Source organism: Amycolatopsis tucumanensis (genome assembly GCF_021654135.1).
GTDB classification, from domain to species: Bacteria; Actinomycetota; Actinomycetes; order Mycobacteriales; family Pseudonocardiaceae; genus Amycolatopsis_E; species Amycolatopsis_E tucumanensis.
On sequence record NZ_JAKGSD010000060.1, the window covers coordinates 35562 to 50139 of the forward strand.

16 protein-coding genes are annotated in these 14578 nt (G+C 69.9%); 13 read left to right on the forward strand and 3 right to left on the reverse strand.

The genetic code is table 11. The annotated features are described in order from the left end of the window. The first annotated feature begins 166 nt into the window (after nucleotides 1-166). From L2C96_RS37405 to L2C96_RS37460, 12 genes are all read left to right on the forward strand, one after another. The gene (locus L2C96_RS37405; RefSeq protein ID WP_237339556.1) at nucleotides 167-817 is read left to right on the forward strand and encodes an L-threonylcarbamoyladenylate synthase; all 651 of its coding nucleotides are present in this window, start codon (nucleotides 167-169) and stop codon (nucleotides 815-817) included. After that, a complete protein-coding gene (locus L2C96_RS37410; protein WP_020417785.1) occupies nucleotides 817-1977 on the forward strand; it encodes a glycosyltransferase family 4 protein in 1161 nt (386 codons plus the stop codon). Before L2C96_RS37405 ends, L2C96_RS37410 begins: the two co-directional genes overlap by 1 nt. Continuing rightward, nucleotides 1974-2405, forward strand: coding sequence for a Cg1360 family ATP-synthase-associated protein (locus L2C96_RS37415; protein WP_020417786.1), 432 nt, complete (start codon nucleotides 1974-1976; stop codon nucleotides 2403-2405). Before L2C96_RS37410 ends, L2C96_RS37415 begins: the two co-directional genes overlap by 4 nt. Before the next feature lie 371 nt (nucleotides 2406-2776). After that, a complete protein-coding gene (gene atpB, locus L2C96_RS37420) occupies nucleotides 2777-3559 on the forward strand; it encodes a F0F1 ATP synthase subunit A (RefSeq protein ID WP_027935824.1) in 783 nt (260 codons plus the stop codon). 63 nt (nucleotides 3560-3622) lie between these two features. Continuing rightward, nucleotides 3623-3880 (forward strand): ATP synthase subunit C-like protein, encoded by a 258-nt coding sequence (locus L2C96_RS37425; RefSeq protein ID WP_020417788.1) that lies wholly within the window; start codon nucleotides 3623-3625, stop codon nucleotides 3878-3880. Between the two features lie 29 nt (nucleotides 3881-3909). Further along, nucleotides 3910-4464 carry a F0F1 ATP synthase subunit B gene (locus L2C96_RS37430; RefSeq protein WP_017987306.1) on the forward strand — a complete coding sequence of 185 codons (555 nt, stop codon included), beginning with the start codon at nucleotides 3910-3912 and terminating at the stop codon, nucleotides 4462-4464. A gap of 11 nt (nucleotides 4465-4475) precedes the next feature. Further along, entirely contained in the window at nucleotides 4476-5294 is an 819-nt protein-coding gene (locus L2C96_RS37435; RefSeq protein WP_027935825.1) for a F0F1 ATP synthase subunit delta, read from the forward strand. A gap of 49 nt (nucleotides 5295-5343) precedes the next feature. Further along, the gene (atpA, locus tag L2C96_RS37440) at nucleotides 5344-6987 is read left to right on the forward strand and encodes a F0F1 ATP synthase subunit alpha (protein WP_020417790.1); all 1644 of its coding nucleotides are present in this window, start codon (nucleotides 5344-5346) and stop codon (nucleotides 6985-6987) included. A gap of 8 nt (nucleotides 6988-6995) precedes the next feature. Beyond that, on the forward strand, nucleotides 6996-7943 hold the full coding sequence (locus tag L2C96_RS37445) for a F0F1 ATP synthase subunit gamma (protein ID WP_237339559.1): 948 nt from the start codon (nucleotides 6996-6998) through the stop codon (nucleotides 7941-7943). Beyond that, entirely contained in the window at nucleotides 7944-9368 is a 1425-nt protein-coding gene (gene atpD / locus L2C96_RS37450; RefSeq protein ID WP_017987310.1) for a F0F1 ATP synthase subunit beta, read from the forward strand. A gap of 114 nt (nucleotides 9369-9482) precedes the next feature. Further along, nucleotides 9483-9848 carry a F0F1 ATP synthase subunit epsilon gene (locus L2C96_RS37455; protein WP_027935827.1) on the forward strand — a complete coding sequence of 122 codons (366 nt, stop codon included), beginning with the start codon at nucleotides 9483-9485 and terminating at the stop codon, nucleotides 9846-9848. A gap of 24 nt (nucleotides 9849-9872) precedes the next feature. Next, nucleotides 9873-10307 carry a DUF2550 domain-containing protein gene (locus L2C96_RS37460; protein WP_020417793.1) on the forward strand — a complete coding sequence of 145 codons (435 nt, stop codon included), beginning with the start codon at nucleotides 9873-9875 and terminating at the stop codon, nucleotides 10305-10307. 1 nt (nucleotide 10308) lies between these two features. On the opposite strand, the gene L2C96_RS37465 is transcribed toward L2C96_RS37460, so the two are convergent. The 3 genes from L2C96_RS37465 to L2C96_RS37475 form a co-directional block, all read right to left on the reverse strand. Then, complete coding sequence (locus L2C96_RS37465; RefSeq protein ID WP_020417794.1) at nucleotides 10309-10755, reverse strand: protein-tyrosine phosphatase family protein; 447 nt, start codon at nucleotides 10753-10755, stop codon at nucleotides 10309-10311. 71 nt (nucleotides 10756-10826) lie between these two features. Further along, nucleotides 10827-11399 (reverse strand): cob(I)yrinic acid a,c-diamide adenosyltransferase, encoded by a 573-nt coding sequence (locus L2C96_RS37470; RefSeq protein ID WP_017987314.1) that lies wholly within the window; start codon nucleotides 11397-11399, stop codon nucleotides 10827-10829. Between the two features lie 10 nt (nucleotides 11400-11409). After that, a complete protein-coding gene (locus L2C96_RS37475) occupies nucleotides 11410-12915 on the reverse strand; it encodes a M16 family metallopeptidase (RefSeq protein ID WP_237339557.1) in 1506 nt (501 codons plus the stop codon). A gap of 153 nt (nucleotides 12916-13068) precedes the next feature. Between L2C96_RS37475 and murA the strand changes: the two genes are divergently transcribed. Beyond that, the gene (gene murA / locus L2C96_RS37480) at nucleotides 13069-14343 is read left to right on the forward strand and encodes a UDP-N-acetylglucosamine 1-carboxyvinyltransferase (protein WP_237339558.1); all 1275 of its coding nucleotides are present in this window, start codon (nucleotides 13069-13071) and stop codon (nucleotides 14341-14343) included. Nucleotides 14344-14578: the final 235 nt, after the last annotated feature.

Sequence of the window (14578 nt, forward strand, 5' to 3'; positions counted from 1 at the left end):
TCGCCTGCAGCAGCCAACACGCCACCCGGAGCGGCCACACGCGCGTGACGGCGTCTTGGCCGGTGGGTGCGGTGAGCCGGCTGGTCGCGGTGGCGTGCCGCGCGGGCGGTGCGGTGAGCGCCACCCGCAACCAAGCCGTTACCCGACCGGGAATAGTCTTCACCCCATGAGCGCGGTGTACGACTGCAGCCGTCCGGAGACGCGGGCCGAGGGGCTGGCCGCGGCGGCGAGCGCGGTCCGTTCGGGGCGGCTGGTCGTGCTGCCCACGGACACGGTCTACGGCATCGGGGCGGACGCCTTCGACTCCGCCGCCGTGCGTGCGCTGCTCCGGGCGAAGAACCGCGGCCCGGACCTGCCGGTCGGCGTCCTCGTCGGCTCCTGGTCCACAGTAGACGGTCTGGTGCTCGGCGTTCCGCCGCAGGCACGGGCCCTCATCGAGGCCTTCTGGCCCGGCGATCTGTCCATTGTGCTCCCACACGCGCCGAGCCTGCGCTGGGACCTGGGCACCACCCGCGGCACCGTGATGCTCCGGATGCCGCTGCACCCGGTCGCGCTGGAGCTGCTCCGCGACGTCGGCCCGATGGCCGTCTCCAGCGCCAACGTCGCCGGGCGGTCTCCGGCGTCCAGCGCGGAGGAGGCGCGGGAGCAGCTCGGCGAGTCGGTCTCGGTCTACCTCGACGGCGGGCCCAGTGGGCAGCCGGTGCCCTCGTCGATCGTCGACCTGACCGGCGACGAGCCCGTGCTGCTGCGGGCGGGCGCGGTGAGCGCGGAAGCGGTGAGCGAGGTGCTCGGCGCACCGGTGAAGACCGCGGCCTGATGACCCCCGTAACCACCGCAGGCCTCCCGATCCGGGAGTACATCCTCGTCGGCCTCATCGCCGCGACCCTGACGTTCCTGCTCACCGGCGTCATCCGGCGCCTGGCGATCCGCCTCGGCGCCATCGCCAACCCGCGCGCCCGCGACGTGCACGTCATCCCGATCCCGCGCATGGGCGGCGTCGGCATGTACCTGGGCGTCGTCGGCGGCATGGCGATGGCCCACCAGCTGCCGGTGCTGCGCCGCGCGTTCGACTTCTCCCTCGACCCGGTCGGCGTGCTGATCGGCGGCGGCGTCATCGTGCTGATCGGCGCGCTGGACGACCGCTTCGAGATCGACGCCTGGACCAAGCTCGCAGGCCAGGTGATGTGCGCGGGCATCCTGGTCATCTTCGGCGTGCAGTGGAACGTCTTCTGGGTGCCGTGGGGCGGCAACGGCGACGCGCTCGGCTCGGTGGTCACCCTGGACAACAACCAGGGCGGGCTGCTGATGGTGCTGCTCGTCGTGCTGCTGGTGAACGCGCTGAACTTCGTCGACGGGCTGGACGGCCTCGCCGCGGGGCTCGGGTTCATCGCGGCGGCCGCCACCTGCGCGTTCTCGCTCGGCCTGCTCAACTCCCAGGGCGGCGACGTCGGCGTCTACCCGCCGGCGCTGATCGCCGCCACGCTGGCCGGCGCGTGCCTCGGCTTCCTGCCGCACAACTTCCAGCCCGCGAAGATCTTCATGGGCGACTCCGGCTCGATGATGATCGGCCTGATGCTGGCCGGCGCCACCACCTCGGCCTCCGGCAAGATCAACTACACCCGGTTCGGCGGCTCGGACGCGCTGGCGCTGCTGTCCCCGCTGCTGGTCGTCGTCGCGGTGCTGTTCCTGCCGGTCCTGGACCTGCTGATGGCGGTCGTCCGGCGCACGCGGCGCGGCGAGAGCCCGTTCGCGGCCGACAAGATGCACCTGCACCACCGCCTGCTGGAGATCGGCCACTCGCAGCGCCGCGCGGTGCTGCTGATCTACCTGTGGGCGGGCCTGCTCGGCTTCGGCGCGGTCTCGGTGACGCTGTTCGACACGACGGCGGTACTCTGGATCGTCGGCGCGGGACTCGTCCTCGCCGCGATCGTGTCCGTCATTCCGCGCCTGAGGTCGCGGAACCAGGGAGTGTCATGACCGACAACACCGAGAACCCGCACGCGCAGTCGGTGCTCAAGCTGGCCGACGCGATGCTGCGCTTCGCGCTGTGGCCGGGGCTGGCCACGGTCGTGATCGGCGTGGTCGTGTCGACGATCCTGTCCGGCGTGCCGGGTCTGCTGGGCTCGCTGGTCGGCGGCGCGATCGCGTTCGCGTCGTCCCTGGTCACGCTGTTCATGATGCGCAAGTCGGCCGCGCTGGACCCGTTCATGGTGATGGCGGTGGCGATCGGCGGCTACATCCTCAAGGTGCTGGTGCTGTTCGGCGTCATGACCGCCCTCAAGGGCGTCGACGCGTTCAACCGCTACGCGCTGGCGTTCACCACGCTGGCGGTGATCCTGGTCTGGGCCGCGGCGGAGTTCCTGGCCTTCCGCAAGACCAAGATCCCGACGATCATCCCGAGCTGACTTCCGCAGGTCAGCGCCGGATTCCGGCGGTACTCCGACGGGTGGGAACCCATTAAGGAGTACGCCCGTACGGTGTCGATTTACCGGCTGGTATCGTCCGCACTGTGGAGGTGGGGCCTTCGGGCCGCGCTCCCGATGCGGAACCCGACCGGCAACGTGGCGATCGAGACGGATTGGCCCCTGAGCTGGCTCGGCCGATTCTGCCGTCGGAGATCGTAGTGCCGAAACCCCCAGGTGGCTGAAAGTACACGCGTTGTTCACTGAGGGGATCCGCCTCCAAGCACCCGAAACGTATCGGGTACGTTAAGTCCAGATCGTGACGATTCCCCCGGCGGAGTGAACGCCGGCCGGGAGAACCGGAAGGAGCCCAGTTGGGCGCGCTGGTATTGGCCGAGGGCGAAACGTTCGCGCCCCCGGGTGCCGGAGACTTCGACCTGCCGCCGATCTTCCTCGGCGTCACCAAGCCGATGATCCTGGTCGTGCTGTCGGTGATCATCATCGCGGCCTTCTTCCTGCTGACCTCGCGCAAGCTGAAGGTCGTGCCGGGCAAGGCGCAGTTCGCCGCCGAGTACGTCTACGACTTCGCGCGCAACGGCATCGCGCGTGAGCAGATCGGGTCGAAGGACTTCAAGCCGTTCATCCCGCTGGTGCTGACGCTGTTCAGCTTCGTGCTGATCAACAACCTGTTCGGGATCATCCCGATCTTCCAGTTCCCGACGTTCTCGCACATCGGTTTCCCGATCGCGCTGTCGCTGCTGGTGGTCTACCCGGTGTACCACTACGTCGGGTTCAAGCGGCACGGCTTCGTGGGCTACCTCAAGCACGCGACCGTCCCGCCGGGCGCGCCAGGCCCGATCTACATCCTGCTGACGCCGATCGAGTTCCTGCAGAAGTTCGTCCTCAACCCGCTCACCCTGGCGGTCCGGGTGTTCGCCGCGATGTTCGCAGGCCACCTGATCCTGCTGGTGTTCACGCTCGCGGGCGAGTTCCTGCTGCTCCACGCGGGCGGGGTCTTCAAGCCCATCTCGCTGGTCTCGTGGGCGTTCGCCATCCTGATGACCTTCGTGGAAGCGCTGATCCAGGTGATCCAGGCGTATGTGTTCGCCGTGCTGTCGGCGAACTACATCGGCGCCGCGCTCGCCGAAGACCACTAGAAGAAAACGAACCGAAAAGCCCCCGATCCGCGTGGTAGCGGACCGAGTGAAAGGGAAACGCAAGTGAGCAACATCGTTCTTGCCCAGGCCGCCGAGACCGCTGTCAACCTCAACCCGGGTCTCGCCGCCATCGGCTACGGTCTGGGCGCGATCGGCCCGGGCATCGGTGTGGGTCTGATCTGGGCCGCCGTCATCAACGGCACCGCCCGTCAGCCGGAGGCCCAGGGCAAGCTCATGGGTATCGCCTGGACCACCTTCGTGCTTACCGAGGTGCTCGCCCTGATCGGTCTGGTCGTCTACTTCATCGCCTCCGCCGCCTGAGTTAACCGCTCACCGCTGAAGGAGTCGTTGTGGTGAAGACCCAGATCGTGCTGGCCGCGGAAGAGGCGCCGAACCCGGTGCTGCCGCATCTCAGCGAGATCATCCTCGGCCTGGTGGCCTTCCTGATCCTGCTGTGGCTGCTCAAGAAGTTCGCCGTGCCGCGCTTCGAGAAGATGTACGAAGAGCGCACGGCGGCCATCGAGGGTGGCATCGCCAAGGCGGAGAAGGCACAGGCCGAAGCCGAAGAGGCGCTCGCGAAGTACCAGGCACAGCTCAAGGACGCCTACTCCGAGGCCGCCAAGATCCGTGACGACGCTCGCCTCGAGGCGGAGCGGATCAAGGAGGAGCTGCGGGCCGAGGCCCAGGACGAGGCCGCCCGGATCATCGCCCAGGGCCACGCCGCGCTGCAGGCCCAGAAGGCACAGATCGTCACGGAGCTGCGCAACGAGCTGGGCCGCAACTCGATCGAGCTGGCGAGCCGGATCGTCGGGGAGCACCTCGAGGACGAGGTCCGTCGCCGTGGCACGGTCGACCGGTTCCTCGCCGAGCTCGGCAGCAGCGCCGGTAACGGAGCAGGAAAGTAGTCCAGATGACGCTGACGCTGCACGCCGCGAGCCGCGAAGCGCTCGCCTCCGCCGAGACCCGGCTCGCCGAGGTCAGCGGCGAGGCCGGCGCGGACTCGGCCGCCCTCGGCAACGAGCTGCTGGCCGTGGTCGACCTGCTCGGCAGGGAGATCGGGCTGCGCCGCGCGGTCGCCGACGCCTCGTCCGACCCGGAGGCCCGCACCCGGCTGGTCCGCGCGCTGCTGACCGGCAAGGTGTCCGAGCAGGCCCTGCGCGTGCTCGACGCCGTGGTCGCGGCCCGCTGGTCCAGCCCGCGGGAACTGGTCGACGGGGTCGAGTCGCTCGGCCGCAACGCGCTGCTCACCAGCGCGGAGAAGGCCGGGAAGCTCGACGCCGTCGAGGACCAGTTGTTCCGGATCGCCCGTATCGTGGTGAGCAACCCGGAGCTGGAGCAGACGCTGTCCGACCAGACGGCACCCGGTGACGCGAAGCGCAGGCTGGTGCGCGAGCTGCTGCAGAGCAAGGTGGACGACATCACCCTTGCCCTGGTGGAGCAGGTCGTGGGCCGGTCGGCGGGCCGCAGCGTCGGGTTCAACCTGGACCAGCTGGTCAAGCTGGCCGCGCAGCGCCGCGAGCGCTCGGTCGCGTACGTCACGAGCGCGAGCGAGCTGTCCGCGGAGCAGCGGGAGCGGCTGGCCGAGCAGCTGCGCCGGATCTACGGGCGTCCGATCGGGCTGCACGTCGAGGTCGACGCCCGCCTCGGTGGCGGGCTCGTCGTCCGGGTGGGCGACGAGGTCATCGACGGCAGCACCGCCGGCCGGATCGCCGAGCTGCGCAGGCAGCTGGCCTGACACCACACAAGACTTTGCACACCTGCAGGAACGAGAGAGCGGGAACGACATGGCGGAGCTGACGATCTCCTCGGACGAGATCCGTAGCGCGATCGAGAACTACGTCTCGAGTTACTCACCCGAAGTCAACCGGGAAGAGGTCGGCGTCGTCGTGGACACCGGCGACGGCGTTGCCCACGTCGAGGGTCTGCCCTCGACCATGGCCAACGAGCTGCTGGAGTTCCCCGGCGGGATCCTCGGCGTGGCCCAGAACCTGGAGCCGCGCCAGATCGGTGTCGTCATCCTCGGCAACTACGAGAAGATCGAAGAGGGTCAGGAGGTCAAGCGGACCGGCCAGATCCTCTCGATCCCGGTCGGCGAGGGCTTCCTGGGCCGCGTCATCGACCCGCTCGGCAAGCCGATCGACGGGCTCGGCGACATCGTTGCCGAGGACCGCCGCGCGCTCGAGCTGCAGGCCGCCTCGGTCGTGCAGCGCCAGCCGGTGTCCGAGCCGCTGCAGACCGGCATCACCGCGATCGACGCGATGACCCCGATCGGCCGCGGCCAGCGCCAGCTGATCATCGGTGACCGCAAGACCGGCAAGACCGCGGTCTGCGTCGACACGATCATCAACCAGAAGGCCAACTGGGCGACCGGCGACCCGAGCAAGCAGGTCCGCTGCATCTACGTCGCGGTCGGCCAGAAGGGCTCCACCATCGCCGGTGTCCGCAAGTCCCTCGAGGACGCGGGAGCGCTGGAGTACACCACGATCGTCGCGGCCCCCGCGTCGGACTCCGCAGGCTTCAAGTGGCTGGCCCCCTACACCGGTTCGGCGCTGGGCCAGCACTGGATGTACCAGGGCAAGCACGTCCTGATCGTGTTCGACGACCTGAGCAAGCAGGCCGACGCCTACCGCGCCCTGTCGCTGCTGCTGCGCCGCCCGCCGGGCCGCGAGGCGTTCCCCGGCGACGTCTTCTACTTGCACTCCCGGCTGCTCGAGCGCTGCGCGAAGCTGTCGGACGAGCTGGGCGGCGGCTCGCTGACCGGTCTGCCGGTCATCGAGACCAAGGCCAACGACATCTCGGCCTACATCCCCACCAACGTCATCTCGATCACCGACGGGCAGTGCTTCTTCCAGTCCGACCTGTTCAACTCGGGCCAGCGCCCCGCGGTCGACGTGACCACCTCGGTTTCCCGAGTCGGTGGTGACGCGCAGATCAAGGCGATGAAGACGGTGTCCGGTTCGCTGCGGATCGACCTGTCCCAGTACCAGGAGCTGCAGGCGTTCGCCGCCTTCGCCTCCGACCTGGACCCGACCTCGCGCGCCCAGCTGGACCGCGGTGCCCGCCTGTACGAGGTGCTCAAGCAGCCGCAGTACTCGCCGGTCCCGGTCGAGCAGCAGGTCGTCACCGTGTTCCTCGGCACCAAGGGGCACTTCGACGACGTGCCGGTGGAGGACGTGGCTCGCTTCAACACCGAGCTGCTGGAGAACATCCGCCACAAGCACGACGACATCCTCGCCGAGATCCGCGACAAGGGTAAGTGGACCGACGAGCTCGCCGAGCGCGTCGCCGCCGCGGCCGCCGAGTTCAAGAAGGGCTTCACCACCTCTTCCGGTGAGCAGCTCGTGAACGAGGCCGAGGCCGAGGCGATGGACGCCGACAAGGTCGGGCAGGAGACCGTCAAGGTCAACAAGCCCGCCCCGACGAAGTGACCGGATAGCTGATGGCGCAACTTCGCGAGCTCCGGGCAAAGATCCGGGCGACGAAATCGATCGGCAAGATCACCAAGGCGATGGAACTGATCGCCACCTCGCGGATCGGCCGTGCCCAGGCGCGGGTCGAGGCTTCGCGCCCGTACGCCGAGGAGATCACCAAGGTGCTCTCCGCGCTGGCGGGCGGGGCCGCGAGCCTCGACGACCCGTTCCTCGTCGAGCGGCCCAACTCCAAGCGGGCGGCCGTGCTGGTGGTGACCAGTGACAAGGGCCTGTGCGGTGGTTACAACACCAACGTGCTGCGGGCCACCGAGGAGCTGCTCTCGCTGCTGCGCTCCGAGGGCAAGGAGCCGCAGGTCTACGTCATCGGCGGCAAGGGCCTGAACTACTACCGGTTCCGCAACCGCGAGGTCGTCGACAGCTGGACCGGCTTCTCGGACCAGCCGCACTACGAGAACGCCGCCGCCGCGGGCGAGACGCTGACCAAGGCGTTCCTCGCCGGCGCGGACGACGACGCGAACGGGCCGGGCGAGGACGGCATCCTCGGCGTGGACGAGGTGCACATCGTGTACACCCAGTTCAAGTCGATGCTGACCCAGACCCCGGTCGCCAAGCGGATGGCGCCCCTCGAGGTCGAGTACACCGAGGAGGGTGCCGAGCCCGCCGCTGGCGAGATCCTCCCGGCGTACGAGTTCGAGCCCAGCGCGGACCGGCTGCTGTCGGCCCTGCTGCCGAAGTACATCAACACGCGGATCTTTTCGGCTCTGCTCGAGTCGGCCGCTTCCGAGCTGGCCGCCCGGCGCACCGCCATGAAGTCGGCGTCGGACAACGCCAGCGAGCTGGTGGAGACCTACACCCGGCTGGCGAACCAGGCGCGGCAGGCCCAGATCACGCAGGAGATCAGCGAAATCGTCGGTGGGGCCGATGCGCTCGCCGCTGTAGGAAGTGATGAGTAGATGACCACCACTGAAACCCGGACCAAGGGCCGGATCGTCTCGGTGACCGGCCCGGTCGTCGACGTGGAGTTCCCGCGCGGCGCCGTGCCCGAGCTGTTCAACGCGCTGAAGGTCGAGGTCGAGTTCGAGCAGCTGCGCAAGACGATCACCCTCGAGGTCGCGCAGCACCTCGGCGACAACCTCGTCCGCACGATCTCGCTGGCCCCGCAGGACGGTCTCGTCCGCGGCGCCGAGGTGATCGACACCGGCGCCCCGATCTCGGTGCCGGTCGGCGACGAGGTCAAGGGCCACGTCTACAACGCGCTCGGCGACTGCCTCGACCAGCCGGGCTACGGCGCGGACCTGGAGCGCTGGAGCATCCACCGCAAGCCCCCGGCGTTCGACCAGCTCGAGGGCAAGACCGAGATGCTGGAGACCGGCCTCAAGGTCATCGACCTGCTCACCCCGTACGTGCAGGGTGGCAAGATCGGCCTGTTCGGCGGTGCCGGCGTGGGCAAGACGGTGCTGATCAAGGAGATGATCACCCGTGTCGCCCGGAACTTCGGTGGCACCTCGGTGTTCGCCGGCGTCGGCGAGCGCACCCGTGAGGGCACCGACCTGTTCCTGGAGATGAGCGAGGACGGCGTCATCAACGACACCGCGCTCGTCTTCGGCCAGATGGACGAGCCGCCGGGCACCCGTATGCGCGTCGCGCTGTCCGCGCTGACGATGGCGGAGTACTTCCGCGACGTCAAGAACCAGGACGTGCTGCTGTTCATCGACAACATCTTCCGGTTCACCCAGGCCGGTTCCGAGGTGTCGACCCTGCTGGGCCGCATGCCCTCGGCGGTGGGTTACCAGCCGACGCTGGCCGACGAGATGGGTGAGCTGCAGGAGCGGATCACCTCGACCAAGGGCCGTTCGATCACCTCGATGCAGGCGATCTACGTGCCGGCGGACGACTACACCGACCCGGCCCCGGCCACCACGTTCGCCCACCTGGACGCCACCACCGAGCTTTCCCGGTCGGTGTTCCAGAAGGGCATCTTCCCGGCGGTGGACCCGCTGGCCTCCACCTCGACGATCCTCGACCCGGCCATCGTCGGCGAGGACCACTACCGGGTGGCCTCCGAGGTCATCCGGATCCTGCAGAAGTACAAGGAGCTGCAGGACATCATCGCGATCCTCGGTATGGACGAGCTGTCCGAAGAGGACAAGCTGACCGTGCAGCGGGCCCGTCGGATCGAGCGGTTCCTGTCGCAGAACATGCTCGTCGCCGAGCAGTTCACCGGCCAGCCGGGCTCGACCGTGCCGCGCGCGGAGACCGTCGAGGCGTTCGACAAGATCAGCAAGGGTGAGTTCGACCACTACCCGGAGCAGGCGTTCCTGGGCATCGGTGGCCTCGAGGACCTCGAGAAGAAGTACAAGGAACTCACCGGCAAGTGATGTCGGGACGACGGCGGGGCGGGTGTCCTTTATGGACTCTCACCCCGCCGTTGTCGTAACCGGTCGCGAACCTATTAGACTGCGCTCATCGGCGCGGGAACGAAGGAGAACCACGTGGCTGAGATGACCGTCGAGCTTGTCGCCGTCGAACGCCGTCTCTGGTCCGGTCAGGCGACGTTCGTGGTCGCGCAGACCACCGAGGGTGAGATCGGCCTGATGCCGGGTCACGAGCCGGTACTCGGTCAGCTCGTCGAGGGTGGTGTCGTCAAGGTGACGACCACGGACGGTGAGACCGTCCGCGCCGCGGTCCACGGTGGCTTCCTGTCCGTGACCGCCGAGCGGGTGAGCATCCTCGCCGAGTCGGCCGAGCTCGCCGACGAGATCGACGTCGAGGCCGCCCGGTCCGCGCTGAGCGGTGAGGACGAGGCCGAGCGGGCCAGAGCAACCGCCCGGCTCCGCGCGGCCGGCCAGTCGGTCTGACCCGGCGACGAGCAGGAGCCGGCCGTGGAAATCACCCTCGTTGTCCTGGTCGTCCTGCTCGGTCTTGCCGTCGTCGCGTTCTGGTACAGCTTCCGCTGGGGGCGGATGCGGCGGCAGGGCGGCGTGAGCGTCGCGTTGCGCTGGGACCCGGACAACGCCCGTGCGGGCTGGCACCTGGGTCTGGGGCGCTACGAGGGTGAGGTGTTCGCCTGGTACCGGGTGTGGAGCTTGCGCACCGGCCCGGACCGGGTGTTCGAACGTGAGACGTTGATGATCGCGGACCGCCGCGACCCGGTCGGCACCGAGGCGTATGCGGTGCCCTCGGACGCGACGGTCCTGCGCTGCGAGTCGGCCCTCCAGGAGCCCATCGAGATCGCGATGGGCCCGGACGCGCTGACCGGGTTCCTGTCCTGGCTGGAGTCCGCTCCGCCGGGCCGCCAGATCCCGCGCGCTTCTTGATCTAGCCCGGGGTGAACCGGCGTACCCATCGGCGTTGCCCCGGCGTTTCGACCGCGCGGGGGTGGTGGTGCTGCCGCGTCCAGGCAACAGCCTCAGCGGGGTCCACGCCGCTCAGAACGGCGAGGCAGGCGATGACCGTGCCGGTTCGCCCGACCCCACCCGCACAGGCGACCTCGACCGCTTCGCCGCCGCGTGCCCGCTCGTGCAGGGCGCGGATCTCCCGGACAGCGGCGTCCTCGTCGCGGGGCAGCCGGAAGTCCGGCCAGTCCAGCCAGGTGTGCGGCCACCCCAGATTGGCGTCGTGTTCGCGGCGCAGCCGCGCGGAGCCCAGGTAGAGGCCGAATTGGGGCGCCGGGCCGGTCGGCTGGGGGCGGCGCAGGCCGCGTCCGCGGACCCAGGACCCGTCCGGCAGCCGGATGCTGCCCGGCAGGGGTGCGTTGTCGCTCATGGCACGGACCTAGATCGCCGTGCGGGCGGCGGACATGCGGATGACCGCAGGCTCGCCGCGAATCGGACCGGTCAGGCCTCTCCGCCGGGCTTCCAGAGCACGTCGCCGTCCGGGTTGGCCAGCCGGGCCAGGATGAAGAGCAGGTCGGAGAGCCGGTTGAGGTACTTCACGGCCAGCACGTTCGTGCGGTCCGCGTCCGCCTCCACCAGCGCCCACCCGGCCCGTTCGGCCCGCCGGCTCACCGTGCGCGCCTGGTGCAGGAACGCCGCGCCCGGGGTGCCGCCCGGCAGGATGAACGACGTCAGCTTCGGCAGGCGCTCGTTGAACTCGTCGCACCAGCCTTCGAGCCGCTCGATGTAGGCCTCGGTGATGCGCAGCGGCGGGAACTCCGGGTCCGGCACCACCGGCGAGCACAGGTCGGCGCCGACGTCGAACAGGTCGTTCTGCACGCGGCGCAGCACCACCGCGATCTCCTCGTCGAGACCGCCCATCGCGAGCGCCAGCCCGACCACCGAGTTCGTCTCGTCGACGTCGGCGTAGGCCGCCAGCCGCGGGTCGGTCTTCGGCACGCGCGAGCCGTCGCCGAGCGCGGTCGTGCCGTTGTCGCCGACCCTGGTGTACACGCGGTTGATCCGTACCGGCATACCGAGAACCTTACGACTGCTCGAACAACCGCATGGCCTCCGGCGCTTCGAAACACACCGCGGAATCGATTCGCGCCCGCAGGTCCCGCACCAGCGCCCGGCCGCCGCGCCAGTCGCCCGGCCGCACGGTGATCGCCCCGCCGTGCGTGCCGAACAGGTGCAGGATCGGCAGCTGCCCGTCGGTGTGCTCGATGCCGACCCCGGCGAGGTCGTCGAACCGCACGACGGCCGCCGGTGACGGGTTCTGCCCGAAGTACGTGGACAGGCCCTCGTCGCCGACCACGAGCCGGTAGCCGCGCGGCGCGGTCGAACCGACCAGCGCCCGCTTCATTTCCCGGCCGGGCGGCGCGGGCAGCGGGCTGCCCGGCAGTTCCGGCAGGTCACGCGGCACGTGCCGCTCCGGCGCGCACAGCACCAGCCGTCCGGCCAGCTCGCGGGCCGCTGCCGCGACCGCAGCCGGGTCGAGCCCGGCCAGCACGCGCTGCTGGTGCTCCGCGGCCGACGGCCAGCCGGTCAGCTCGCTCATCGCCGCGTCGAACGCCCGGTAGACCGCGAAATCCCGCTCGGCGACCTCCTCGGCGAGCCCGGCCCGGTCGACGGCCAGTTCCTCCGCCGTCGGACCGCTGCGGCCCAGCTCGGCCAGCTCGGTGCGGATGGCGTCGACGACCCGGGCGGCCTGCTTGTCCGGCACGTCGGTGCCGAAGCCGAGGACGGCCCGGCGCGCGTCGACCATCTGGTGGTCGAAGGCGATGTCGTAGACCAGGCCCTCGAGGTGCCGCAGGCGGTCGGTGAGGCGGTGGATGAGGATGCCGGCCGCGCACGCGACCTCCGCGGTCCACTCGACCAGCGCGCAGCCCACGACGCCGTTGGGGATGCTCGTCTGCGCCGGGGTGGGCAGGTCGAACGGCTCGGCGGTCACCGGCTGCCGCGGCGGGCCCGGGGGCAGCGGGAGCTTCAGACCGGCCGGGGGAGGGCCGGACAGCACGAGCGCGGCGTTGCCGCGGTGGAACCAGCGCGCGCACCACTCGCGCGCCTGCTCGGGGCCGGCGTGAACGGCGGCCAGCTGGACGTTGCCGGTCAGGCCGAACGCCCGGTTGCCGAACCACAGCGCCGACGGCAGCCACGCGGTCACGCCCGGGCCGTCGTTGCCGCGCTCCTCGGCCAGCAGCACGCCGCGCTCCAGCCGCAACGGCCCGGTGTCCAGGTCCGCCAGCGACTCGCACACGCGCCGCAAGTGCTCCGCCACGGTCTCCGGGCTGCTCGTGACGTCGAAACTGGTGTGCAGGGCCTCGGTGGAGGCGTTGTTGTCGTAACGGCTCGTGCGCACGCGCCGCATCGCCAGGTGCTCGACGAGGTGCGTGATCCCGGTCTGCAGGAACGACTCGTGGGCGAGCCCGACCCCGAACAGCAGGCTCGCGCTGAGCCTGCCCGGCTGGTCGGTCCAGAAGACCGGCACGCCGTCGATCTCGGCCCGGTGCACCTCGGGCAGGGACGGAGGCGCGGGCGGGGTCAACATTTCGCTCAAGGTTCCCCCAGTCGAGTGGGACGCACGGGCGCGTTATCGCCGCGAGGGAGCACAGTGTTTCACACGATAGTGCGAACTCGGTCGCCCTCTGTTATGTCCCGCCCCTCCGTTCGAGTGCCTGAACCGGAAGGCATGATGACGGCCATGAGCGAGCACTTCGACGTGCACGGTGGTGCGCGGCTGGTGGGCGAGGTCGAGGTCGTCGGAGCCAAGAACAGTGTTCTGAAGCTGATGGCGGCCGCACTCCTCGCCGAGGGCACCACCACCATCACCAACTGCCCGCAGATCCTGGACGTCCCGCTGATGGCGGACGTGCTGCGCAGCGTCGGGTGCGAGGTGGTCCTGGACGGCGACACCGCGAAGATCACGACCCCGTCCGAGCTGTCCCACCGGGCCGACTCGCCCGCGATGGGCAAGCTGCGTGCGTCCGTGTGCGTGCTCGGCCCGCTGGTCGGCCGTCTGAAGCAGGCCGTGGTCGCGTTGCCCGGCGGTGACGCGATCGGGTCCCGGCCGCTGGACATGCACCAGAACGGGCTGCGCGCGCTGGGCGCGACGAGCACCATCGAGCACGGCTGCGTCGTCGCCACCGCCGACCACCTCAAGGGCGCCCAGATCTGGCTGGACTTCCCGAGCGTGGGCGCGACCGAGAACATCCTGATGGCCGCGGTGCTGGCCGAGGGCACGACGGTGATCGACAACGCCGCGCGCGAGCCGGAGATCGTCGACATCTGCGTGATGCTGAACCAGATGGGCGCGAAGATCGAGGGCGCCGGGACGTCGACGCTGACCGTGCACGGCGTCACCGAGCTGCACCCCACCGAGCACCGCGTGATCGGCGACCGGATCGTGGGCGCGACGTGGGCCTTCGCGGCCGCGATGACCCGCGGTGACCTGACGGTGAAGGGCGTCAACCCGCACCACCTGGACCTGGTGCTGGAGAAGCTGCGGATGGCCGGCGCCGAGATCACGACGTTCGACGAGAGCGGTTTCCGGGTGGTGCAGCACGACCGGCCCAAGGCGGTCGACTTCGTGACGCTGCCCTACCCGGGGTTCGCCACGGACCTGCAGCCGTTCGCCGTCGCGTTGTCCGCGGTGTCCGAGGGCACCTCGATGATCACGGAGAACGTGTACGAGGCGCGGTTCCGGTTCATCGAGGAGATGGTGCGCCTGGGCGCCGACGCCCGCACGGACGGCCACCACGCGGTGGTCCGCGGGGTCGAGAAGCTGTCCTCCGCGCCGGTCTGGGCGTCCGACATCCGGGCGGGCGCGGGCCTGGTGCTGGCCGGCCTGTGCGCCGACGGGGTCACCGAGATCTGGGACGTGTTCCACATCGACCGCGGATACCCGTACTTCGTCGAGAACCTGAACCGGCTGGGCGCGCGCGTGGAGCGGGTCGTCGGCGCGGCGGAGCGCTGCTGACCGCGCTGCCCGGATGGCTGGCGCTGCCGCCGGAAGGGCTGACACACGAGGAGCACCAGGCGCTGCCCGAGGAAGTGCGCGCCCGGCTCGAAATCGTCGACGGCGCTGTGGTGGTGCGGCCCGCGCCGCCGAGGGCGCACGAGCAGGTCGTGCGCAACCTCGTGTCCGTGCTGACCGCGGCTAGCTGTAGGGAGCATGGACGTTGTTGACGGTGTGGTCGGTGTGTCGGGTTGAT